General features: G+C 35.8%; 21 protein-coding genes and 1 pseudogene. 13 read left to right on the top strand and 9 right to left on the bottom strand.

Features of this window, described 5'->3' with window-relative positions:
- Window positions 1–5 precede the first annotated feature (5 nt).
- Complete coding sequence (locus NSS97_RS07705; RefSeq protein WP_002086688.1) at window positions 6–626, bottom strand: DUF47 domain-containing protein; 621 nt, start codon at window positions 624–626, stop codon at window positions 6–8.
- Between the two features lie 311 nt (window positions 627–937).
- Here NSS97_RS07705 and NSS97_RS07710 point away from each other — a divergent pair, with 311 nt between their 5' ends.
- Window positions 938–2,977, top strand: coding sequence for a PBP1A family penicillin-binding protein (locus tag NSS97_RS07710; RefSeq protein ID WP_107886956.1), 2,040 nt, complete (start codon window positions 938–940; stop codon window positions 2,975–2,977).
- Between the two features lie 178 nt (window positions 2,978–3,155).
- Here NSS97_RS07710 and NSS97_RS07715 read toward each other — a convergent pair whose 3' ends face one another.
- From NSS97_RS07715 to NSS97_RS07725, 3 genes and pseudogenes are all read right to left on the bottom strand, one after another.
- Window positions 3,156–3,584, bottom strand: coding sequence for a hypothetical protein (locus NSS97_RS07715; RefSeq protein WP_107886955.1), 429 nt, complete (start codon window positions 3,582–3,584; stop codon window positions 3,156–3,158).
- A 219-nt stretch (window positions 3,585–3,803) separates the two neighbouring features.
- Window positions 3,804–6,057: pseudogene (locus tag NSS97_RS07720) on the bottom strand (Gly-Xaa-Xaa repeat protein).
- A gap of 308 nt (window positions 6,058–6,365) precedes the next feature.
- On the bottom strand, window positions 6,366–7,616 hold the full coding sequence (locus NSS97_RS07725; protein WP_107886953.1) for an ATP-binding protein: 1,251 nt from the start codon (window positions 7,614–7,616) through the stop codon (window positions 6,366–6,368).
- Between the two features lie 160 nt (window positions 7,617–7,776).
- Between NSS97_RS07725 and NSS97_RS07730 the strand changes: the two genes are divergently transcribed.
- On the top strand, window positions 7,777–8,622 hold the full coding sequence (locus tag NSS97_RS07730; RefSeq protein ID WP_002086674.1) for a DUF72 domain-containing protein: 846 nt from the start codon (window positions 7,777–7,779) through the stop codon (window positions 8,620–8,622).
- Window positions 8,623–8,837: 215 nt separating this feature from the next.
- On the opposite strand, the gene NSS97_RS07735 is transcribed toward NSS97_RS07730, so the two are convergent.
- The 4 genes from NSS97_RS07735 to deoD form a co-directional block, all read right to left on the bottom strand.
- Entirely contained in the window at window positions 8,838–9,032 is a 195-nt protein-coding gene (locus tag NSS97_RS07735; RefSeq protein WP_002011737.1) for a DUF3924 family protein, read from the bottom strand.
- A 120-nt stretch (window positions 9,033–9,152) separates the two neighbouring features.
- Window positions 9,153–9,683 (bottom strand): tyrosine-type recombinase/integrase, encoded by a 531-nt coding sequence (locus NSS97_RS07740; protein ID WP_000806230.1) that lies wholly within the window; start codon window positions 9,681–9,683, stop codon window positions 9,153–9,155.
- Window positions 9,684–9,790: 107 nt separating this feature from the next.
- Window positions 9,791–11,602, bottom strand: a complete 1,812-nt coding sequence (locus tag NSS97_RS07745) for a sensor histidine kinase (RefSeq protein ID WP_107886952.1) — start codon at window positions 11,600–11,602, stop codon at window positions 9,791–9,793.
- 201 nt (window positions 11,603–11,803) lie between these two features.
- Complete coding sequence (deoD, locus tag NSS97_RS07750; protein ID WP_000110707.1) at window positions 11,804–12,511, bottom strand: purine-nucleoside phosphorylase; 708 nt, start codon at window positions 12,509–12,511, stop codon at window positions 11,804–11,806.
- 173 nt (window positions 12,512–12,684) lie between these two features.
- Here deoD and NSS97_RS07755 point away from each other — a divergent pair, with 173 nt between their 5' ends.
- Complete coding sequence (locus NSS97_RS07755) at window positions 12,685–13,479, top strand: hypothetical protein (RefSeq protein WP_044438004.1); 795 nt, start codon at window positions 12,685–12,687, stop codon at window positions 13,477–13,479.
- Window positions 13,480–13,483: 4 nt separating this feature from the next.
- On the opposite strand, the gene mprF is transcribed toward NSS97_RS07755, so the two are convergent.
- Window positions 13,484–16,069, bottom strand: coding sequence for a bifunctional lysylphosphatidylglycerol flippase/synthetase MprF (gene mprF, locus NSS97_RS07760; protein ID WP_107886951.1), 2,586 nt, complete (start codon window positions 16,067–16,069; stop codon window positions 13,484–13,486).
- A gap of 186 nt (window positions 16,070–16,255) precedes the next feature.
- Between mprF and NSS97_RS07765 the strand changes: the two genes are divergently transcribed.
- From NSS97_RS07765 to resC, 10 genes are all read left to right on the top strand, one after another.
- Window positions 16,256–16,645 (top strand): hypothetical protein, encoded by a 390-nt coding sequence (locus tag NSS97_RS07765; protein WP_107886950.1) that lies wholly within the window; start codon window positions 16,256–16,258, stop codon window positions 16,643–16,645.
- A 22-nt stretch (window positions 16,646–16,667) separates the two neighbouring features.
- The gene (locus tag NSS97_RS07770) at window positions 16,668–17,159 is read left to right on the top strand and encodes a YpuI family protein (protein WP_002166080.1); all 492 of its coding nucleotides are present in this window, start codon (window positions 16,668–16,670) and stop codon (window positions 17,157–17,159) included.
- Window positions 17,160–17,265: 106 nt separating this feature from the next.
- Window positions 17,266–18,180 (top strand): superoxide dismutase, encoded by a 915-nt coding sequence (locus NSS97_RS07775; protein WP_002030730.1) that lies wholly within the window; start codon window positions 17,266–17,268, stop codon window positions 18,178–18,180.
- Between the two features lie 113 nt (window positions 18,181–18,293).
- Complete coding sequence (locus tag NSS97_RS07780) at window positions 18,294–19,418, top strand: serine hydrolase (RefSeq protein WP_107886949.1); 1,125 nt, start codon at window positions 18,294–18,296, stop codon at window positions 19,416–19,418.
- Complete coding sequence (gene spmA / locus NSS97_RS07785; RefSeq protein ID WP_002086662.1) at window positions 19,411–20,007, top strand: spore maturation protein SpmA; 597 nt, start codon at window positions 19,411–19,413, stop codon at window positions 20,005–20,007. Before NSS97_RS07780 ends, spmA begins: the two co-directional genes overlap by 8 nt.
- Window positions 20,004–20,534, top strand: coding sequence for a spore maturation protein SpmB (gene spmB, locus NSS97_RS07790; protein ID WP_002086660.1), 531 nt, complete (start codon window positions 20,004–20,006; stop codon window positions 20,532–20,534). Before spmA ends, spmB begins: the two co-directional genes overlap by 4 nt.
- A 288-nt stretch (window positions 20,535–20,822) precedes the next feature.
- Window positions 20,823–21,551 (top strand): 23S rRNA pseudouridine(2605) synthase RluB, encoded by a 729-nt coding sequence (rluB, locus tag NSS97_RS07795; RefSeq protein ID WP_044438007.1) that lies wholly within the window; start codon window positions 20,823–20,825, stop codon window positions 21,549–21,551.
- Window positions 21,552–21,645: 94 nt separating this feature from the next.
- Window positions 21,646–22,167 carry a thiol-disulfide oxidoreductase ResA gene (resA, locus tag NSS97_RS07800; protein ID WP_002064495.1) on the top strand — a complete coding sequence of 174 codons (522 nt, stop codon included), beginning with the start codon at window positions 21,646–21,648 and terminating at the stop codon, window positions 22,165–22,167.
- A gap of 124 nt (window positions 22,168–22,291) precedes the next feature.
- On the top strand, window positions 22,292–23,908 hold the full coding sequence (resB, locus tag NSS97_RS07805) for a cytochrome c biogenesis protein ResB (protein ID WP_107886948.1): 1,617 nt from the start codon (window positions 22,292–22,294) through the stop codon (window positions 23,906–23,908).
- 18 nt (window positions 23,909–23,926) lie between these two features.
- Complete coding sequence (gene resC / locus NSS97_RS07810; protein ID WP_107886947.1) at window positions 23,927–25,084, top strand: cytochrome c biogenesis protein ResC; 1,158 nt, start codon at window positions 23,927–23,929, stop codon at window positions 25,082–25,084.
- The last annotated feature ends 91 nt before the right edge of the window (window positions 25,085–25,175 follow it).

Here is a 25,175-nt window from a genome sequence, read left to right on the forward strand (position 1 = left end):
ACTCCTTACGCGTTCTTCATAATGATTGTTTCTAATACGTTTGCAACGCTTTGACAGCTATCAGCTACTTCTTCAAGCTCTTCGTAAATCTCTTTAAATTGAATAATCTTAATCGGATCTTTCTCACGAGAGAATAAGTGCTTAATCGCATGACGGCGAATATCATCACATTGTGACTCGTAATCCTTAATCTTGATCGCATTTGTGCGAATATCGACTAATTTCTTTTTAGAAAGTAGTTCAACAGAATTTGCAATCTCAATCGCACATTGATTAATTGCTTCAACGAATTTAATCATGTATTCATCAGCTTCTGTAATAGAATACATTTCGAATAGACTAGCACTGTGATCTAATCCGTCTAATACATCATCCATACTCATTGCAAGTTGTAGGATGTCTTCACGTTCAATAGGAGTAATAAACGCTTTGTTTAGCTCCATAATGATTTCGTGAATGAATGAGTCACCTTTTGACTCATACTCTTTCATGCGCATAGAAAACTCTTTTAAATCGCTAGCATTTTTAATTTTATACTCCACGAAAAACTGCGCGCCTTCTTTTAAATTTTCGGAAACGTTCATAAGCATTTCAGAAAATTTATCTTTTTTTGATTTAAAGACCATTATTGTTACCCCCACAAAAGTAATATATGTAAAATATATTGGCTAATCAATTCTAACAAAAAACTGTCGTTTTTTAAAACATTTTATCGAAAAGTTTACAAAAACTTAACATAACTCTCATTGTTGTATTAATAATATTAATACTCAACAATGAATATCTTACTTGTAGAATGTCCTTTTCTTGCAAAAAGTATGAATGTGAAAGAAAAGCTTTACACTATAGGAACGACTACGTTATTATAATAAATTTAAAAGGAGGTATATTCTTCCTTTTAAAAAGAAAAGTGTAAACAAATGAAGGAAGTGAACCAATGAAATTGAAGAACACTCACTTTAAAAAAACGCTTGAGTGGTTCAATAAGAGGAAGAAACTACGCAATTCATTAATTGTATTGGGAAGTTTACTTGCTACTCTATTTATTGTTGTAAATATAATAATTTCCATTCAAGATATATCTGAATTAAAACAAGCTGTTCCACAACCGACTTTAATTTATGATGCAAATAATGAAGTTGCGACTAAATTAGCTTCTTCTAAAACAGAAGGAGTTAAAAGGAAAGATATTCCTGATATTATGGTTCAAGCAATTGTTGCAGTAGAAGATAAGGAATTTTTTAGTCATCATGGTATTTACTATAGTGGAATTATAAGTGCTGTATTTAAGAACATTACAGCCGGTGAAGTTGTGGCAGGTGGTAGTACAATTACACAACAACTTGCGAAAAATGTATTTTTAACGCAAGACCGTACATTCTCGCGTAAAATAAAGGAATACTTTCTAACGAAAAAAATAGAACGTACTTATACGAAAGATGAAATTGTTGAAATGTATATGAATCAAATTTATTTTGGTGAAGGTGCTTGGGGGATAAAAAGAGCAGCTAAATCTTATTTTGATAAAGAAGTAAAAGACTTAACGATTTCAGAAGCTGCAACGATTGCAGGATTAATTAAAGCGCCATCTGCGTATTCGCCGTATAAAAACTTTAATAAATCAATTGAAAGACGTAATGTCGTATTAGGTTTAATGAAGGAGCAAGGATATATTTCTGAAGAACAATATAATCAGGAGAAAGAATCAGGTCTTGTATTACGACGTGGTGTTGACGATAAATATAAGGGGAAATATTCTCAATACGTAGATTATATTGTTAGAGAAGCGATGGACAAGTATGAATTAACACAAAATGAAATTTTAGCAGGTGGCTATCGTATTTATACGGAACTTGACTCGAAAAAACAACAAGCGGTTGAAGATGTTGTGAATAATGATAGTTATTTTAAAGATAGTAGCTCAGATCAGCTTATGCAAACTGGAGTGGTCCTTATGAATCCAAAAACTGGCGGTGTTCCGGCTTTAGTTGGAGGCAGAGGTCCTTATCAATTTTTACAGTTTAATCATGCAACACAATTAAAAAGACAGCCAGGTTCAACGTTAAAGCCTCTTGCAGTGTATGTACCAGCGTTAGAACAAGGATATGAAGTATACGATGTCTTAAAAGATGAACCGTTTAATATTAAAGAATATGCACCACAAAATAGTGATCATACGTTCCATGGTAATGTGACGATGTATGAAGCGGTGGCAAAGTCATATAATGTTTCAGCAGTTTGGCTATTAGAGAAAATTGGATTAGATAAAGGATTGAAATCTTTAGAGCGGTTTGGTATTCCATTAGAGCCTGAAGACCATACGTATCCGATTGCTTTAGGAGGTATGCATGTAGGGACTTCACCATTTGTAATGGCTCAAGCGTATAGCGCACTTGCAAATGATGGTGTCCAAGTAGAAGCTCATGCCATTAGAGAAATCCAAAATGCTGAAGGGGAAACAATTGGAAAATGGTATAAGAAAGAAACTCGTGTGACGAACGAGAAAGTTGCCCAAAAGATGACATACTTATTAAAAGGTGTTATTGAAAGGGGAACAGGTGAAAAAGCGAAAGTTAATAATATCGATACCGCAGGCAAGACAGGGACTACCCAGCTTGTAAATGGACCAAGCACTGGTGCGAAGGATTCGTGGTTTGTTGGATACACACCGGATTTAGTAGGTGCGATTTGGGTAGGGTATGATAAAACGGATAGTGAGCATTATGTGCCAGGAGGCAGCCAAATTACAACGACAATGTTCCGGGATATTATGAAGAAAGCGAATGGAAATCCAACTCAAAAGGCATTTCAGTTATCACTAATACCTGAGGCGGATTATACAAAACAATTAAAAACGATTGAGGAAGAAAAACGAAGGAAAGAAGAAGAGAAAAAACGAAAAGAAGAGGAACAACAAAGAAAAGAACAGCAAAATGAATGGATAGATAAAGTGAAAGAGTGGATTCCATTTTGGTAAAAAAAGAGGCGAATAACGAGTTCGCCTCTTTTTTATGAGAAATGAGCGGTTTTATCTCGGTTCAAAATGTGGCAACAGAAAAGAAGTTAGGTGAGAATCGAGCTGCCTATAAAAATTTGATGGGTTTAACTTAATAATCCGTGGGGATGGGAAAAGCGCCACGGATTAAAGCTTCAGTTTATTTATTTAGCGTAACATTGGTCCTACCGAAGGATTGAGAATCATACGTGACGGTTATTATTCCTTTACTAATAGGTTCATATGGCAATTCCTCTTCGAAACTTCCAGTATTTTCATTATGGATAGAGAGTGTTATTTCATCAACGTCTTTATTTTTATATTGATCTTTAATCGTTTCAGCGATTTGAAGTAGGTTTTCATAACTAGAAGCTTCTGTAATAAGCATTCCTTTTATAACTTTTTTTTCATTTTGTGTGGAAGAGGAATACGGGATGTTGTTTGGTTTTGTATACAGAAGTTCGTATGGAATTGTTTTTCTTTCTGCTTTTGAAACATTTGAATAGTTTAGAGTTAAAAGAAACCCTATACATAAAATTATGCATACCATAAGAACAAACCAAAAACGTGTCAGTGATATAATTCGCATTGTCATCCCTCTTTCATGTCTTTGTCTTCACTATTCATCATACAAAAAGAGGATTAAGCTAGAGTAAATTTGAAGTAAAGAAACGTAAAGAAGGAGCACTTATCCTCCAAAATAAGTGCTCCTTTTTATTAAAAGAAAGATTTAACATACAATCAAAATAATACAAATTACTATAAATCAAACATTCTTGGTCGTTCAAAAATAAAATGAAAACTAAAATTAGTAAATTCGGAAGACTGATAGTGTAGCTGTTGTGTCACCAGTGTTAGGGATGGAAATAGTATTTACTGTAGGTTGTACAGAGATTGTTGTACCAGCTGTTAAAGTAACAATTGTGGAGAAAGAAACCGCACTACCGATAACGTTAGTTGAAAAATTACGAGTAGGTGGTTGACCGTTGAATGAAATACCGAATCCAAATGGTGAAGAACCCGGGAAGGTTGTAGATGCTGAGAAACTAATATCGTATACTCCTGTTTCTAAAATAGTTAAAGTATCTGAATTGTCATTAAAAATGAGATTATTTAGTTCGAAAACTTGATTAAATTGGATGTTCGTTCCAGGTGATATAGTTTGTGGATTAGAATTTCCTATTGCTGCTATAGTTACAGGGAGTGGTTTGCCCGATGGTCCAGTAGCCCCACGAAGTCCTTGAGGTCCAGTAGCGCCGGTAGCACCAGTAACGCCACGAAGTCCTTGAGGTCCAGTAGCGCCGGTAGCGCCGGTAGCACCAGTAACGCCACGAAGTCCTTGAGGTCCAGTAGCGCCGGTAGCACCAGTAACGCCACGAAGTCCTTGAGGTCCAGTAGCGCCGGTAGCGCCAGTAGCCCCACGAAGTCCTTGAGGTCCAGTAGCGCCGGTAGCGCCAGTAACGCCACGAAGTCCTTGAGGTCCAGTAGCGCCGGTAGCACCAGTAACGCCACGAAGTCCTTGAGGTCCAGTAGCGCCGGTAGCGCCAGTAGCCCCACGAAGTCCTTGAGTTCCAGTAGCGCCGGTAGCGCCAGTAACGCCACGAAAGTCCAGTAGCGCCGGTTAGCCCCACGAAGTCCTTGAGGTCCAGTAGCGCCGGTAGCGCCAGTAGCGCCAGTAGCACCCACGCCACGAAGTAGCACCAGTAGCCACGAAGTCCTTGAGGTCCAGTAGCGCCGGTAGCACCAGTAACGCCACGAAGTCCTTGAGGTCCAGTAGCGCCGGTAGCGCCAGTAACGCCACGAAGTCCTTGAAGTAGCGCCGGTAGCGCCAGTAGCCCCACGAAGTCCTTGAGGTCCAGTAGCGCCGGTAGCGCCAGTAGCCCCACGAAGTCCTTGAGGTCCAGTAGCGCCGGTAGCACCAGTAACGCCACGAAGTCCTTGAGGTCCAGTAGCGCCGGTAGCGCCAGTAGCCCCACGAAGTCCTTGAGGTCCAGTAGCGCCGGTAGCGCCAGTAACGCCACGAAGTCCTTGAGGTCCAGTAGCGCCAGTAACGCCACGAAGCCCTTGAGGTCCAGTAGCGCCGGTAGCGCCAGTAGCCCCACGAAGTCCTTGAGGTCCAGTAGCGCCCGGTAACGCCACGAAGTCCTTGAGGTCCCACCGGTAGCCCCACGAAGTCCTTGAGGTCCAGTAGCGCCGGTAGCACCAGTAACGCCACGAAGTCCTTGAGGTCCAGTAGCGCCGGTAGCGCCAGTAGCCCCACGAAGTCCTTGAGGTCCAGTAGCGCCGGTAGCACCAGTAACGCCACGAAGTCCTTGAGGTCCAGTAGCGCCGGTAGCACCAGTAGCCCCACGAAGTCCTTGAGGTCCAGTAGCGCCGGTAGCGCCAGTAACGCCACGAAGTCCTTGAGGTCCAGTAGCGCCAGTAACGCCACGAAGCCCTTGAGGTCCAGTAGCGCCGGTAGCGCCAGTAGCCCCACGAAGTCCTTGAGTTCCAGTAGCGCCGGTAGCGCCAGTAACGCCACGAAGTCCTTGAGTTCCAGTAGCACCGGTAGCCCCACGAAGTCCTTGAGGTCCAGTAGCGCCGGTAGCACCAGTAGCACCTCCACCAAGGCAACCAGAGCCATATTTAACTAAAATGGTTTGGATTTCTATAATCAGCTTAATAAGTTTGTCTATAGTACAGCAATTAACTTTAAATAACTTAGCGATATACAGTAAAAAATTAAGCAGGCTTTGCAGTTCAACGTATAATGCTCCGCACGAGAAAGGTTTTGTTTTTAGAATAGTTAATAGGTGAGTAATAATAGAAGTTCCGATTTTTTCTTGTGCAGGTGATAAGTCTAAACATTTGAGGGATTTTTGTAGATTATCTAGGGTAGCTATAAGTTTATCAATATTACTTTGAGAAGGATTTTGGAATATATCTTTAATATTTTGTCCAAGAGCTTGAAGGATTTTAATAAATTCTTTAAGTTCAGATTTAGAGATGTTAATAAAACTACAAGCCCGGACTTCGCAACAATCGTTACCGAAGAATACTTTCCCTCTATTTTTATTGTTCATCTTTTCATTCCTTTCTTTTATAGAATAAATAGTCTCAATATAATAAAATGAAAATAAAACTAAATTCGTGATGGACAAACTACTATTTCAAAAAAAATAAGGGTTTTACCTACTTAGTAAGGGGAATTAAAGAGATTGAAAGATTTCTATCTAGCAAAAGGCTGATTAGTTAGGGTTAATAAGCAGTAGGAGATGCAAAAAACGCTGATTAAAGTTTCATTTTGTATAGTTTTTTAGGAAAATGATGAGTTAAACAAAAACAGTGGGGCAGTTAAAAACTGCCCCCACTGTTTTTGTTTATCGACACTTTAACTATCTCTTTTGGGCAACGATGGGATAGATATTGTAAAAGTTGTCCCACTGTGATTACTAGTAACTTTTAATGTACCATTATGATTTTGAATAATTTTCTTCGTTACTGATAATCCCAGTCCCGTTCCTGAGTCTTTTGTAGAGAAAAACGGATCAAATATATATTCTTGAATAGATGGAGGAATGCCGGTTCCATTATCTTTGAAAGTAATACGGACAAAATTATCTAAGCGATAACTAGTAATTTGAATAGAAAGAGGTTCTTCACCTTGAGCGTCGACAGCATTTTGAAATAAATTTAAAAAAACTTGCACGAGTTCATGGCGATCAATATTGACGAGTACACCATCTAATTCGGTAGAAAAATCATAGTCAATAGAAATGTTGTGCAAAAAAACTTCACTAGCAAGTAGTTGTTGAATATATTCGCGTAAAAACGTATTGATGGGAAAAGGTTCTCTAGTAAATTCACGCGTTTTTGAAATGGCTAAAAATTTTGTGATAATACTATTTGCACGATCTAGTTCAGGAATGAGTAGACTTTTAAACAATTCTTTATTGGATGGAGAAACGTTATCTTGTAGAAATTGCAAGTATCCACGTACCGTTGTAAGGGGATTTCGTACTTCATGAGCAATCCCAGCTGCGATTCGTCCTGCTAATGAAAATTTTTCTGCATCACGTTCTGTGTTTAAATAATGGAAGACACTAATAACTCTAAAAATCTCTCCGTTATAATCTCGAATAATTCGATTGTTTAAAATACCATAGTTTTTGTCTAACACTTCTTCATTATATATTTCTGTTCCTGTTCTTAATGTTTCAATCGCTTTAATTTGTTCTTCTGGCAAGTTTAGTAATTGTTGAATTGGCTTTCCAATTATATCATTTCGTACTACACCAAAATCATCTGCTGCAGCTTGATTACATAAAGTTATATTTCCTTTACTATCAACAAAGGTGACATGATGTGAAAAAGCATCAAAAATATGAACAAAGTATGTTTCAAGTTGTTCAAATAAAAATAATGAATCGCAAGTAAGTTGAAAATCAGCCTTTTTATTCTCTTTTTGTATGTTTTGAATGGAATGAGTCGTTCTCGTTTTCTTTATTTGTAAACCAATATGTGGATTTTTGTATGTGAAATGATGTGGTAATTGATTCACAAGCTCTTCATATAACCGCACTTTATTTTCTAGTTCTTCTATTCGTTTTTCATGAGATACAATATCATCGTTTGGAAGCATAAATAAATAACCCCTCAATTTAAAAATTCTTCCATTTAGTATATCATATTTTTATACGGATACTCTTAAAGTAGGGGCTACTTAATGAAATTGATTAGCTGAAATGTCCGGGAAGTGAGTAGAATGGATAGAAGGTGAAGTTAAAAAGGGAGGGATATATTTGCTTTTCATTGGAGTGACAGGGTGGGGAGATCATGATTCTTTATATATAAATCCCTATGAAAATAGAAATAAATTGCGAACTTATAGTGAACATTTTCCCATTGTGGAAGTAGATAGTTCATTTTATGCGATACAACCTGCGCGGAATTATACAAAATGGGCGATGGAAACGCCGAAAGATTTTTCTTTTATAGTAAAAGCCTATCAAGGAATGACAGGACATATGAAAGGGGAAATCCCTTTTTCTACGTTCGATGAGATGTTTGATGTGTATAAACAATCCATTCTTCCTTTAATAGAAGCAAATAAATTAAAAATGATTTTATTTCAATATCCACCATGGTTTGATTGTAAAGTGAAAAATGTAGATTTACTTCGATACACGAAAGAAAAAATGGAAGATTTACCATGTGCAATAGAATTTCGAAATCAAACATGGTTTTATCCAGAAATGAGAGATAAGACGTTACAGTTTTTGGAAAAAGAAAACTGGATTCATACAATTTGCGATGAGCCTCAGGCTGGAATAGGATCAGTACCGCTTATATTAGAGGCAACAAACTCGGACATGGCGTTAATACGTTTTCATGGTCGAAATGTTCATGGTTGGCTGGATAAAGGAGAAAATTGGAGAGCGGTTCGCTGTTTATATCGTTATAATAGTAAAGAATTGGCGGAATGGGTAGAACGATTAGAGCGATTGAAAAAGAAGACGAAGGATATATTTGTATTGTTTAATAATAATTCGGGCGGAGATGCAGCGGATAATGCGAAACAGCTTATGAAAATGATGAACATTACATATGGTGAGCCGAAGCCTGAGCAATTAAATTTGTTTGAATAAATACAAACAAGAAAAGCACTGTACAAACAGGGGGAATGTACAGTGCTTTTCTATATGAAAAAGAGGGGTAACAATGTTACTGAGCGTTTGGTTGATTCATCAATTGTTGGCTTCGTAATAAATGATAATGGTTATCATTATCATAGTCAATAGTTTTTCGGAAAATAAATAAAAAACTTTTGATATTTTGAAAATAAATAAAAAAAGAACAGCAATTACTGCTGTTCTTTTCCATTGATGATTTGTTGTAAATCAAAAGGAGTTATCGCTTGGATAAATTCCTTTGAGATAAGTGTTTGAACGAGAGTGCTTTCAGAAATTGTAGCACCTGTTTTCTTTTCATAAGATTTCTTTAATAAATCAAGTTTTTCAGCCGTTTCTTTCGGTAATTCAATTGTTAATGTGTTCATAATTTCTCCCCCTTACTATTAGAGTACCACTACAGTATAGGAGAGACAAGAAAAGAGAATATGAAACATAAAAAAGGTTACCAAATTTACAAATGGTAACCTTTTTATGTATAAGAGTTATTAAGCAATACCGATATACTTTAAAGTTTTGGATGGAGTACTGTGATCAAAGAAGTGTTGTAAAAATGCAATATCAACACCTGATTTGTATGCACAATAGCCCCAAGTTTTTCGAAGTGTATGTGAGCTAATCCCTTCTAATCCAACTTCTTTTGCAGCTTTGTTTAAAATGTACCATGCATGTTGTCTCGTAATAGACTTTGTTCCTTTTTGAGACTTTAATAATGGTTCATTACGTTTCCAAGTTTTACGTTCTTTCATGTAGTCTTCGATTGCGTGCTGTAAGTCTTCATTTACAGCAAACCATTTATGTTTCTTTACTTTTTCATTGTAAAATAAAATGGAATGGCGAACATTTTCGTCTTCATCGATTACATCACTAACTTTTAATTGTAAGATTTCACTTACTTTTAAGCCAGAATTTACAGCTAATACGAATAATAAGCCATCACGTTTCGAAGATTGTAAAAGTATATTTTTGATAGTTTCTAATTGTTTTTCATTTTGAATAGGTTGTCCTGCTTGTTTCATTTCACGCACTCTCCTCTTTTATATGTGTAAAGGAAAGGATTAACTTGTTTCTTACTATAAAGGGAGAGTGTGAATTTCATGTGAACTCCTAGTGAAATTAAGACAAATTATTTGACTTCTTTTACTTTTTGTAAATTAAAATAAAATACAACGCTATTAGTGGTATTATACACGCCGTATTCAGCGTGATGGAGATCTAAAATGTTTTTCACAATGGATAACCCAAGGCCAGTACCCCCAGTATGACGGCTACGAGAAGCGTCTAAACGGTAGAAGCGATCCCAAATTTTTTCAAGGCTTTCTTCTGGAATAGGATTACCTGTGTTTTCAATTTTGATTTTCACTGTATCTTCCGTTTCTATAACAGAGACGTGTATTTTTTCACCATCTGGAGTATAGCGAATTGCATTGCTAAGTAAGTTTACAACGACTTGCTCAATACGGCTACGATTTGCTTTAACAAATAGAGAAGAGTCAGCATGGATGTCCACTTGTAAATGTTTTTCCTCCATGCTAAATAATAATTTTGTATAGACTTGTTGAATTAATTCACCGATCGAGAATGTCGACATTTCTAGTTTGTACGTACCTGATTCTAGTTTTGCTAATTCTAACATTTCAACAATGAGCCTGTTCATATTATCTGTCTCTTCCAAAATAACATTTGTATAATATGTCGTATCTTTACTTACGCCATCTTGAATACCTTCAGCGAAGCTACGAATAACACTAAGTGGTGTTTTTAATTCATGAGATACACCAGAAATGAATTCTTTTCTCGTTTTTTCCAATTGACGTTCGCGTTCAATATCTTGTTGTAATTTTGTATTGGCAACATTTAATCGGTCGATTCGATCTTTTAAATTTACAGAGAGTGTATTAATACCACTTGATAACCCGCCAATTTCATCGTCTGCTGTAACAGGTAACTTCTCGCTAAAATCAAAGTTGGCCATTTTTTTTGTAACACGATTTATCTTAATTAATGGTTTAACAATGATTTTTGAGTAGTAGAAGGATAACAAAATAATAACGAGAAACACGATAATTAAGGCATAGACATAATAATCTTTTAAAACGAGCATCGCTTCATTAACAGGTTGTAAAGATGCTATCACAAAAGCGTAATCCTTAATTTTTCCGTTTTCCATAATAGGTTTTACAAAGATACTATTTTTTATATTCTCTCCGCCATCTAGTATATAAGTGTTTAATTGCTGCGAGTTAGCAGTGCCATTTCTAATAATCTCTGCAAAATATTGAACGGCTTGTAATGTTTCAAAATCATTTGCAAGACGAACCTCGGCTTTTGATGGAAGCTGTAACTTAGATACAATACCAGTAAAATCAATTTGAGTCGCAGTTTTGTATCGGTTTGTAAGTCTATTTTTAGAAGGGTTGCCATTAATGGATTGAAAATCCGAATTGACATTTTCATTTCGCCATCGATTATAATTAGTCGTCAGTTCTAGTGGCGTTATTATATTATCTTGTAAAAATCCCTCTACGTGAATCATGCCCTCTTTTTTTAAGCCTAAATTTTCGAATTTATTATATTCTTCGGGTGTTAAAAGGTTATTAAGTGGGATGGAATAGGTTTTATTGTTATTAGGGTTAATTACCTCAATGTAGTAATTGTTTTCACTTTTAATAATGCCGTTAGAATCTAAAAATTGCATTTCAGCATTCGTTTTATCGTGAAATTCTTGTTTTAGCTTTCTGATTTCCTCAAAACTTTTGTCGCTTTTTTCGTAATTATCTACGAATTTTTCAAAAGCCGTTTGAACGGTTTTTATTTTTTTATTAATATAAAACTTCTCTAAAAATAGAGATTGTCCAAGGAAAAAAAGGAGAAATATGATTGTAAATAAAGTTGATGTTAATAAAAATAGTTTAAAGACGATGCTTCTGTTCTTCACTGTTTCACCTCGTATGAAAAATACTGTAATATAAATGATTTCTTAATTATAACAAAGGTTACAAAAAAGTAGAGGGGATAAATCTGTCTCTCTCTAAAGTAGTTTTTTATAGAAAGTCACATAAAGAGACGGTACAGTGACTATAGAAGTATTTTAGCATAAAAAAGAACTCGCCAGACGTATGACGAGTTCTTTAGTGTACTATTGCTGAATTGCTGCATCTAAAGCGATTTCAATCATTTCGTTAAATGTAGTTTGACGCTCTTCAGATGTTGTTTCTTCACCAGTGAAGATATGGTCGCTTACTGTTAATACAGATAATGCATTTACACCATATTTAGCTGCTAATGTGTAAAGAGCAGTCGTCTCCATCTCTACTGCTAATACACCGTAATCTCCAAGTTTTTTAACCATGTCCATGCTCTCACGATAAAATACATCCGCTGTTAATACGTTACCAACACGAACGTGTAATCCTTTTTCTGTTCCAGCATCGTAGGCTTTCTTTAAAAGATCAAAGTTTGCAGCAGGAGCAAAATCAAAACCCGGGAATGTTAAGCGATTCATATTAGAATCTGTACAAGCCGTCATCGCAATAATAACGTCACGTACCTTAACATCTTTTTGAATTGCACCACATGTCCCAACACGAATTAAATTTTTTACTCCGTAGCTTTGAATTAATTCGTTTACATAAATAGAAATAGAAGGAACACCCATGCCTGTACCTTGAACAGATACACGCTTTCCTTTGTAAGTTCCAGTGAAACCTAACATGCCACGCACGTTATTATAACAAGTAACATCCTCTAAAAATGTTTCAGCAATATATTTTGCACGTAATGGATCACCAGGTAATAGAATAGATTCAGCAATTTCGCCTTGTTTTGCTTCAATATGTACACTCATGAAAAATCCTCCTTATAATGTATTGATAGAAATCAATATCATTTGCATTATACACTACGACTCCTTTCAATTAAAATCTTTTTTATTTGTAATATGTGCAAAAGAGGAGGATTTCATAAATCATAATCTAGAATATATATTTAAGAGGTTTTGCATGGATAAAGACAATAAAAATGGTAGGTGATATTTTGAAAAATCTTGTCATTGGGCTTATTGCACTAGTACTTATTGTGGCAGGAGGATTTTACATAAAAAAATATCAAGAAACTGTAGAAACGACCGGAGATGTTCAAGAAGTGAAATGGGATGTGAAAAATAAAAAGGGAAATGAAAAAGCCGATATTTCGTTTCAATTGCTAAATAAAATGAATAATGAAGTTCGTGGTGTGAACGATCAAATTCGAGCAGTGATAGTGGATGGGAATTTGAAAAACATACAACAAACGAAGCCTATATTTGCTGGAAATGGATCGTATAAGCTATCTTCAGATGTAGCAAAAGGTGAAGGGTACACGATATTTTTGTATGAAAATGAAAACAAGTCCGTGGAATCATTTGCTAAGAAAGATTTTGGTGAAGAAAAAAAGGAGACAAACAAGGACAAGAATAAAAAGAAGCTACCTGTCGATACTGTACTTACAAAAAATATAGGAGAGCATCAAGTGTCTCTTTTATTTGGTGCATTACATCCGAATGAGGCAACGACATTAACATTTCAGTTTCAAGCGAAAAAGGGAGAAAAGCTGAAATTAAATTCAGGGAGAGGCGAAGTCAACGCGCTATATATCGTTGATGAAACGAGGGGACATTTTTTATATGCCATTCCTGTTGATACGGATGAGCAATTACAATATCGTATTACATTTCCAGAAGAAGGAACATATAAAATATGGGGGGATTTCTATATAAATGGTAAGAAGTATGAAAAGGAGTTTAGTATACAAGTGCAAAAACGAAAAAACAGCTAAGTACTTAGCTGTTTTTTCGTTTTCCTATTAATTTTGTTACAGAGAGCATTGTAATTGGTAAAGAATGATTCTTTCGAAATGCTAAATACTTTCCACTCCATGCAGGTTTGTATTTTTCTTTAAAATGTCGTAAACCGCTGAAGCTATATGTGTAACGAACGTTATTAAATATTGCAGCAGCAACTCGTTCAGACCAGAACGATTGCGTTGATAAACCGACATTTGAGAGTGGTGCCATACCAATATTAAAGGAATGGTATTCATTTTCTTTTGCCCAGTGGAATAAGTGGATAAAAATTGCATCCATAATTCCGCTAGGGGCATCTGGATAATAACGCATTAAATCAACAGATAATATGCCACTTTGATATACTGGCATAAAGGTTGTGAATGCAATAATTTTTCCTTCTGCATCAGATAATGTAGCGATAGGGGCACGACTAATATACTCACGATCGAAGTACCCAAGTGAAAATCCCTTCTCTTTTTTTCCGCCGAGCCAAGCATCAGACACTTTCTTTAATTCCTCGTATAATTCGTCTGAGAATGGTGGCTCATGAATAGAGAATGTATAACCTTCTCGTTCAAAACGGTTGAAAGTGGCGCGCATACCAGCACGTTTCTTTCCTGTTATTGTAAACGTATTTAAATCAACGACAGCCTCTTCACCAAGTTTAAAGAAGTTGTAGCCAAAATCGTGGTATAAGCTCATCCATTTGCTTTCAATTTGATAGAATACGCAAATATACCCAAATCGATCAGCTTCAGTTAAAAATTCTTGCAACACAGTGCGATAGGAGGATGGATCACCAATTGGATCACCTAGTACAACAAGACGTTTTCCAGTAATTGAAAAGAGAAGAAGTGCTTTTCCGTCACTACTGAAGAAGAACTGTTTATCTCCTAAAAAACCTAAATGACTAAGTACATTCCCGCCATGTTCATCTAAGAAGTTTTCTAACCTTTTATCATTAGCTGGTTGCCCGGGAAATTGACTACGGTAACGATTGGCAATTAGTGAGCCGATAAGTAAAAAAGTAGGAACGAAAAAGGCTGCTGCTAATGCACTTCGTTTAACTTGTGTAATATTTCGAACGACAAAATCAGGTTGGAACGCTTCTTTTGCACCCGCAAATAAAATACCTAAGTTTTTATATAAATATAGCGTAAGTAATAAGAAGATAAATACTTTTACGATATCAGAAAGTGAGACTTCCATTTTCTCGCGTATAAATCTTTTACGAAGCATATACAACACAGCAAGTACGATTAATAAAATAAAGGTTTCTTCAATGTCAATTCCTTTTAGGGTATTAAAGATTGCTGCTCCAATTAAAGAAACAATCGTCATATAGTAAGAACGCTTTGTTCCATAATATATGCCTCGCGAAAGAATCAGGAGGAGAATACCGAATGTTAATGATAAGCTAAAAGAAAATTGAATAAGGTGCTTTGGAGCTAAAATATGTAAGGCGTGAGCTCGATTTATACTAGTCGGTAAAATTGTTGATAGAATAACCATTAAGCCAGCGAATACTGTTAAAGCGGCGGATGCCCATGAACCTAATTTTCCTAAAAAATCACGTTGTAAAGTCCAAATTACACCAGTTGTTTCTAACGCAGGTGCAATAAATGGTTTATCTTCAATTTTTTTTATGGCAGCTCCTGTCATTTCAAAGGCTGCAAAAATGAGACCTAGGCAGAATGGTAAGATGTAATAGACAAGTCGGTATAATAACATAGCAGGTAGTAATACGCCTGTATCAACGCCGTATTGTCCTAGTCCAGTTAAGAAAACAAGGTCAAATGAACCAAGGCCACCAGGAACAAGACTTACGACACCAGCTAAAGCAGCAATTACGTAAACACCTAAAAACTTTTGAAATTCGATATCAATTCCAAACAATATTAAAATGACGTACATAACGATACCGGCAGATACCCACTCGACTAATGAAACTAATGAATATAAAACAGTTGGATTTTTCTCTTCTTCTTCTTCCTCTTGTCCGTCTAGCTGTTTTGTTTTTCTATTTTTAATTTTAGAAAACCCAATATATATAGGAACGAAAAGAGCAAAGAAGATAAGAACAGGCCATAACCACGGTTTTTCGTGCAGAATAAAACTAGTGTCTAATATTCCAATAAGGCCGAGGAATGACAGAATGGCTAATCCGTTAATAAAAGCGGTTGTCATCCAAGCAATACTTTTAATAAGTTTTCCATTATCTTTTATATGCGGACGATATAGCATTGTACGTACACCGGCACCAACAAGACCACCAAAACCGATAAATCCATTTAAAGTGTTGGCAATCCATGAGATGCGGAAGATCTTTTGTACAGGTATATCTACTTTTAAGTAACGAAGCATAACAAAGTCATAAAAGAACATTGTTGAAACGGCAAATGCACCGAGTGTAATCGCTAAAAATACCCCACCAGTTGGAATGTTTTTAATTGTTTCAATTGCTTCTAAAAAAGAAATGCCTGCTAATTCTTTTTTAGCTTGAAAGAAAACAATTGTTAAGACAACAAATGGGAAGATTATTTTCCCGATTTGTAAGAAACGTTTCCATGAAAACGACATAAATACAACTCTCCTTGTGTAAGAAAACTGAGACAATAATATTATTATGACAAACTTCAAGAAAAATAAAAAGGTAAATTCCTGTATAGGGAAGCTATTTTTTATATAGGTTATATTTAAAAGAATATTTCGTTTATTAGAAAATTGAGTTAAGATAAGGTGAAAGAAGGAAGAGAGGGGAAGTAGATGATTATAATAGGTTATGCAGGATATGAGTTAGAAAAAGCAAAATCGAATACATCAGAAGATTTTTTTAATAGATCTGAAGTAACATATATATTAAATAATCAAGAGAAAACCTTTTCTGTCTTATATGTTCGATATTTTGAAGAAATTTTACAAGAAATTACCCCTTTTGAAGGAAATCCAGTTTATAAAGTAGAAGAACAAGACGTATATTTACGAGATATTGTAGCGATCGCTTGTTTAGTGAAAGATAAAGAGCTACGCGCGCAGAAGCGCTTGTATCTCAATGAAGTAACAGACTTTCAACGATACTTTGACGAGGGAACAGTGGTGAAAGTACAAGAAATATTAGCTGAATTACATAAAAATAAGAGAGTAGAAATAGCGTAAAACGGCAAAGGAGAGAGAAGCCATGTCTAATTTGATGGTTGAAAATCAAACAGAACAAGTTTCTATATTTTTAGAAGATGTAATTTCCTTGATAACTAATTATGTAAATTATCATACGTTACCTTCTTTATTGGAGGAGACACCAACAGGAAACGAGCAATATTATAAAGGGATATTAGCGTCAATAAGAAGACTTCTTGTTTTTTGTGAAGAAGGACTTGATGCATGTTTTGTTTTGCTGAATAGCCAACCATTTCGAAAGACCGCAGCTGAAACAGTTTTATATAAGATTTACCATCAAGTAATTGCAGAGTTTTTTTCGCCAAAGAATGATCATTGGTATGAAAATAGTCGTTCTGCTTATACAGGGAAAAATTCTATTGTTTTTCAGCAAATCCCCCCTGGTTCTATAGAACGAATAATGAAGGATTTAGAAGGGAAATTTCAATTGATGCGTGAAGAACTAGAATATTATGAGACAGATTACCAAACAAAAATGTTGCACAAATATTAATTAAGGAAAAGAAGCTAAGGAAACTTAGCTTCTTTTCCTTTTGTCCAGTTATATAAGGGATTTTAATTGAATATAGTTAAAGTGGATAGCATCAAGGAGGTGTGACATGAGTCAGCAAGGTGTATTTACAGATTACTTTCATGAAGTAGAAAGCTGGTGTGAAAGTGTTCTTCAAGTATTAGATAGCCGTGCAATGGAAGTGTATGATGTCCATATGCTTGCTTATAAAATTCAAACGTTATTAGAGCGTATGAAAGAGCATGAATACGACACAGATGCCGAGTTTATGTATGAAATAAGTGATGATGTAGAACATATTCAACACCATTTACAGGAAGTATTTATGCAAGAAGGAGAGGAATATGAACTATGTGAAAGAGGGGATAGCGAACGAGCTGTTCCGATTGGGGGGCATACCCTTCCGCCATTACCTTATCCATATAATGCGCTAGAACCGTACATTTCACGAGAAATTATGATGTTACACCATGATAAACACCATCGTAGTTACGTGGAAGGATTAAATAAAGCAGAGAAGATGATGGAAGAAGCGAGAAAAACAAATCAATTTGATTTAATTAAGCATTGGGAAAGAGAAGCGGCTTTTCATGGATCAGGTCATTACTTACACACGATATTTTGGAATAACATGAAAAAAGATGGTGGTGGAAGTCCGAGAGGGGCTTTTTCACAACAAATTGAGCAAGATTTCGGAAGTTTTTTACGTTTTCAAAAGCATTTCACGGAAGCCGCTTCTAAAGTGGAAGGTTCAGGATGGGCAATTCTTGTATGGGTACCCCGTTCAGGAAGGTTAGAAATTTTGCAAAGCACGCTTCATCAATTGTTTACACAGTGGGATACGATACCACTCCTTGTACTGGATGTATGGGAACATGCGTATTATTTACAATATCAAAATCGAAAAGATGAATATATTAAAAATTGGTGGAATGTTGTAAATTGGCCAGATGTAGAAAAGAGATTTGAAAGTGCGAAGCAAATTGAATGGACACCGTATTAGACGCATATCTCATGCGTCTTTTTTAGTGGAGGTGGAAGGAAGATTTCGTTCATATTTTAAAAGGCCAAGCATACACTTGTACAAAAAGTGCCAAAAGGACGTGGGGGGGAAATATGAGACGAATTTGTATAATAATTACGCTAATTATAATGTACGCAAGCGTTATGCCAATTCCTGCATATGCAAAAATGAACGGTGGTGTCAGTGCTCGTAACGCAGTCTTAATGGAACAACAATCCGGTCGTGTGCTATATGGGAAATTAGAACATGAGCCACAAAAAATTGCTAGTATAACAAAAATTATGACAGCATTGTTAGCTGCTGAATCAGGAAAAATGAAAGAATTAGTATCGGTTAGTAATGAAGCGGTACGAGTAGAAGGATCGGCAATTTATTTAAAACCTGGACAAAAAGTTAAGTTAGAAGATTTAGTTTACGGATTAATGCTTAGATCTGGTAATGATGCAGCACAAGTAATTGCTGAAAATGTGGGAGGGAGTATAGAAGGATTTGTATATTTAATGAATGAAAAGGCGAAAGAAATCGGAATGAAAGATACGCATTTCTCAAACCCGCATGGCTTGGATGGGGATGGATCGCATTATTCGTCGGCTTATGACATGGCATTATTAACGAAATATGCAATGGGGAACGAGACCTTTAAGAAAATTTTTGGAACAAAAACGTATAAATCAGATTCTTGGGATTATCCGTGGAAAAATAAACATAAGCTTGTGACATCTTATTATGAATTTGCAACAGGGGGAAAGACAGGTTTTACGAAGAAAGCAGGACGGACGCTTGTCACAACAGCTTCAAAAGATGGACTAGATTTAATTGTCGTAACTTTGAGTGCTTCTAGTGACTGGGATGATCATATGAATTTGTTTGATAAAGGCTTTGAACGCTATAAGCAAGCGAAAGTTTTAGGACAAGGCGCACTCGCTGAAATAAATGAAAAGAAATATGCCAATCATGTTTATACGAAAAATAGTTTTTCTGTACCTTTAACTGAAGAGGAAAGAAAGAGCGTGTTATTGAAAGTTGAGCTCGATAAAAGTGCAAAACTTACGGATGGAGTAAAGATTGGGAAGACAAAAATTTATGTAGGGAACGAGAAAGTTGGAGAACGAAATTTGTTTTACAGTAAACGAAAGTTAGTAGCTACAACGGGAATGTATTGGAATAACGTAAAAGAAATCTTCTCTTACATGATAGGTGTTGGGATAGATGGTTAATCTCGTATGGGCAGCGATGGCAGTTATAGGGATTGTGTATGCCATGATAAATGGAACGATGGAAGAAGTGACCAAAGCAGTGTTTGAAGGGTCAAAAGATGCTGTAACGATTTGTATTGGACTTATTAGTGTTTTAGTATTTTGGCTCGGTTTAATGAAAATTGCTGAGGAAGCTGGATTGTTAAAGAAGTTAGTATCACTTTTTATGCCGATAGTAAAAAGATTATTTCCAGAAATACCGAAGGATCACCCGTCAATGGGATTCATTTTATCAAATATGATGGCGAACTTTTTTGGGTTAGGTAATGCAGCAACACCTTTAGGTATTAAAGCAATGGAACAACTGAAAGAGTTAAATGGTGGAAAGGATTCAGCAAGTCGTTCTATGGTGACGTTTCTAGCATTAAATACTTCAGCGATTACATTAATTCCGACTACTGTCATTTCGATTCGAATGACTTATGAATCAGCAAACCCTACTGAAATCGTTGGCGTAACATTTATAGCACAAGTGTTATCGATGATTGGAGCGATTTGGATTGACCGCTATTTTTACCGGAGAAGGAGTAGAAAGGGGCGGAAAAAATGAGTATTGTAAATACAATTTCATTATGGGTAATTCCTTGTGTAATTGGTTTTATCCTTTTGTATGGCACGATAAAGAAAGTTCCAACGTACGAATCGTTCGTTGAGGGCGGAAAAGAAGGGATTCAAATTGCGGTTTCCATTTTGCCGTTTATGGTTGGAATGCTTGTATCTATTTCTATTTTCCGGGCATCAGGTGCTTTAGATGCGATGATATCGGTAATGAAGCCGATGTTAGACTTTATTCATGTACCAGCCGAAATCGTTCCACTTGCACTTATACGTCCGATTTCGGGATCTGCTGGTTTAAGTATTACGACCGACTTAATCGCTACATATGGGCCAGACTCGTTTATTGGTAGGTTAGCTTCAACGATGCAAGGTAGCACAGATACGACTTTTTATATATTAACAGTATACTTTGGGGCTGTCGGTATTAGAAAAATGGGAGATGCATTAAAGGTAGGACTTTTTGCAGATTTAATCGGAATTATTTGTTCAATTGTGTTTGTTTCCCTATTGTTTCGGTAATGCTATTCATTTTTTGCGCTATTTAGCTTATAATACGTATACGACCACTATTAACGTGTAGTTTAATAGTGGTTTTTTTATGCGGTGTTTTTGACAAAATGATGAACTTTTATCGTGGACAACATGAAAAAGTGTAAACAATAATAAAGGGTGAAAACGTGATATGCCTTTAGACGTTTATCATCATTGCTATGTTGTTAAAGATAGGCGAAGTAAATGGCATAAAGCTTAGGCGGTTGCCAAGTCTTTCTAATGTAAGGTAAGATAAATTTGAGGTGAAAAAAAGAAATGGAACGATTACAAAAAGTGATTGCGCAAGCAGGTATTGCATCGAGAAGAAAGGCTGAGGAATTAATTCAGCAAGGGAAAGTGAAAGTTAATGGGAAAATAGTGAAGGAGTTAGGAACAAAAGTAACTCCTCAAGATAAAGTGGAAGTAAATAACATCCCTCTTGAAAAAGAAGAACCTGTTTATTTTTTACTATATAAACCAACTGGTGTAATTTCAAGTGTATCAGATGATAAAGGAAGAAATGTTGTAACAGACTTTTTCCCTGAAATTAGACAACGTTTATTCCCAATCGGACGCTTAGATTATGATACGTCTGGCGTATTATTGATGACAAATGATGGTGAATTTGCAAATGTATTAATGCATCCGAGATATAAAGTTGAAAAAACGTATGTTGCGAAAATTAAAGGGCCATTAACAGGTGAGAAAATTCGCATGTTAGAACGAGGTGTTGCATTAGAAGATGGGAAAACAGCACCAGCACAAGCGAAAATTATTTCTTGGGACAAGCGTAAAGAGATGGCAATTATACAATTAACGATTCATGAAGGACGTAACCGTCAAGTACGCCGCATGTTTGAAGCGTTAGATTGTAAAGTAATGAAATTAAAACGTGAACGGTATGCCTTTTTAGAAGTGGGTAGCTTGCGTCCTGGCGATGCAAGAGAATTGACACCACATGAGGTGAAACAATTACGTGCATTGGCTTCTACAAAGCCTCGCTAATCTATATTGTGAAACTTTCACCAGTGGAATGCTCCGCTGGTGATTTATTAAAAAATACATATATTTATCACTCGTCGAAGAGAGGGGAGACAACATGAAAAAAAATCGCTTATTATTTCGTGTTATCATTTTGCTCATTTTAAGCGGTGCGGTAGGGTTTACGCTATATCAAGGATTTTTTACTGATAAAGAGAAAATGCAAATTGGAAAAGAAGCACCTAACTTTGTTGTAACTGATTTAGAAGGAAAGAATATTGAATTAAAAGATTTAAAGGGAAAAGGTGTATTTTTAAATTTTTGGGGAACTTGGTGTAAACCCTGTGAAAAAGAAATGCCTTATATGAATGAGTTATATCCGAAATATAAAGAAAAAGGCGTTGAAATTATTGCCTTAGATGCAGATGAAACGGATATCGCAGTGAAGAACTTTGTGAAACAATATGATTTGAAATTCCCAGTTGCAATTGATAAAGGGCAAAAGATCATAGGTACATATGGAGTGGGACCATTACCAACAACCTTTTTAATTGATAAAGAAGGCAAAGTAGTAGAGCAAATTATAGGTGAGCAAACGAAGGAACAATTGGAAGAGTACTTAAAGAAAATCACTCCATAATTAAGAAAGCCTTTACATAAGAGGTGCTTACGTATAGCGCCTTCGCTTTTAAAATTCTGAGTATTGCGGTAACTCTAGGCTGGAATATACAATAGTACATATAGATAAAAGGGCGGTGAGAGCTTTGAAAGAAATTAAGTGTGAATGTGGACATGTTAATCCGATAGGAACCATTTTTTGTGAAGCATGTGGGAAACCATTTGAAAGTAATGAAAATATAAAATTATTGGATATGAGATATGAGGGGAGTGCTCGGAGATCTCTCACACATACAAAAACGATAGTCGATAAAATTTGGAGTTTTTTCTCTTCTGTAAAAGTAGGTGTATGGTTAATCGTAATAACTTTAGCTTCATCGGCAATAGGAACTATCTTTCCCCAAGAAATGTACATAACTCCAGGAATCGAACCAGCTGAATATTATAAGACCGAGTATGGATTTTTAGGACAATTATACTATCAATTAGGATTTAATAATTTATATGGATCATGGTGGTACATGATTTTAATTGCTTCCATTGGTATTTCACTTGTTATATGTAGTTTAGACCGTGTCATTCCTCTTTATAAAGCTTTAAAAAAACAAGGGGTGAAAAGACACCCAAGTTTTTTGAAAAGACAGAGAGTGCACGGGACTGGTACGCCGCATGAAGGTGACTTAGAACGAGTTCAAATTAATTTAAAGAAACGTAATTATAATGTAAAAGTGGAAGACGGGAACGTTTTAGCGGAAAAGGGACGTTTTTCACGTTGGGGTCCATATGTAAACCATATTGGTCTTATTATCTTTCTATTCGGTGCAATGCTACGTTTTTTACCGAGTATGTATGTAGATGAAGCACTTTGGTTACGTGACGGTGAAACGAAAGAAATACCAGGAACAAATGGTCAATACTATTTGAGAAACGAAAAGTTTATCAAGGAAGTTTATGATAAGAGTAAGGATAAAGAAGTTTTTGATGAAGCAATTGATCGTGTTGGTGATAAAATGATTGCGAAAAACTTCCAAACAAATGCTGTATTATATAAAGCGGTAGGAGAAAATATAGCGGGTCAAAAACCAAAATTAGAAAAGGTAAAAGAAGCTGAAATTCGAGTGAATGAGCCACTGAAATTTGATCAATTTGCTGTTTATCAAGTGGATTACAAAGAAAGTGAATTTAAAAGCATGTCTTTCCATTTGCAAAACAAAGAAAATAATCAAAAGTTGGGACCGATTAAAGTAGATTTAGCGAATCCTACAGAAAAATATGATTTAGGAAATGGGTATTCTCTAGAACTATTAAGCTATTTTCCTGATTTTTATTTTGATGAGAATGGAAGGCCGAATACGAAAACAAAATTACCGAATAATCCTGCATTCGTCTTTAAAATGTTTACCCCGGAAACACCAGATGGTGAAGTTAGTTTCGTCGGTATTCAGCAAAACATAGAGCCTGACGGGAATAATAAATATAAAATGTCATTTGCAGGTGTGGAAATGCAAAATGCAACAGCTCTTACAGTAAGAAAAGATTTGACGCTTTGGATTCTCGGTATTGGAGGATTTATATTTATGGTTGGTGTGATTCAAGGTATGTATTGGAACCATCGCCGTATTTGGATACAACGTGTTAATGATGAATGGTGGGTTGCAGGCCATACGAATAAAAATTGGTTCGGCTTAAAGAAAGATATTGAAAGAGTACTAGAAGGAACAGCGATTCCACAACCACACGATAAAATGAATGAAAAAAATTAGTTAAGGTGGGGAAACGATATGGTACAAATAAGTAGTAATTTTCTGTTCGCGGCGTTTATCTTATATTTAATTGCAACTTTATTTTTTGGAGGAGCAATTAAAGAAAAAGGTAACAAGTGGGCAAATATAGGTATAACTATAACAATTTTGGGGTTTATTGCACAAATAGTATATTTTATTACAAGATGGATCGCATCAGGACATGCACCGGTTAGTAACTTTTTTGAATTTGGTACATTTTTTGGCATGATGCTTGTGGGAGCTTTTATCATTATGTACTTTGTATATCGTGTAAGTATTATTGGTTTATTTGCTTTACCGGTAGCTCTTTTATTAATCGCTTATGCAAGTATGTTCCCGAGAGAAATTTCGCCGCTTATCCCATCTTTAAAGAGTAATTGGCTACATATTCATGTAACGACAGCGGCAGCGGGACAAGCAATATTAGCAATTAGTTTTATTACAGGCGTAATGTATTTACTGAAAAATGTAGATCAATCAACAAGAAGTAAGCGTACATTTTGGTTAGAGACAGTAGTTTTCACACTTGTTTGTACAGTTGGGTTTATTGGAATAACAACGGTATTTTCTAGTATGAAATACGAAGCGAAGTTTCAATGGATTGATAAAAATGAACAACAAGTTGAAATGAAGTATAATCTCCCTGCTTTAGTTGGACCGCATGAAGGGAAGTTAATGACAGAAAATAAATTAGAGCCAACAGTTGAAGTTCCAGCGATTGTAAATGCGAAAAAATTAAATACTGTTATTTGGTCAGTGTTAGTGGGAACGCTACTTTATATTGTATTAAGACTTGTTTTACGTAAGCGAGTGTCAGCGGCACTTCAGCCGTTAGTAAAGAATACGAATAGTGATTTATTAGATGAAATCGGATATCGTTCTATTGCGATAGGATTCCCGGTGTTTACATTAGGAGCATTAATCTTTGCAATGATCTGGGCTCAAATCGCTTGGACGCGCTTTTGGGGTTGGGATCCAAAAGAAGTTTGGGCGCTTATTACTTGGCTCTTTTATGCTGCGGTATTACATTTACGTTTATCTAAAGGATGGCATGGAGAAAAATCCGCCTGGCTTGCAGTGATTGGTTTTGCAATCATTATGTTTAACTTTATTGTAGTAAACTTAATTATCGCGGGTTTACATTCATATGCATAGAGAAATAAAATAGGAGAGTGTATGTCACTTTCCTATTTTATTTTTGTCAAATTTTCTTCTTTTTTGAGAAAAACATGACAAAGTAGCGGTT

Source organism: Bacillus sp. FSL R12-0074, from assembly GCF_038005725.1.
Taxonomy (GTDB): domain Bacteria; phylum Bacillota; class Bacilli; order Bacillales; family Bacillaceae_G; genus Bacillus_A; species Bacillus_A mycoides.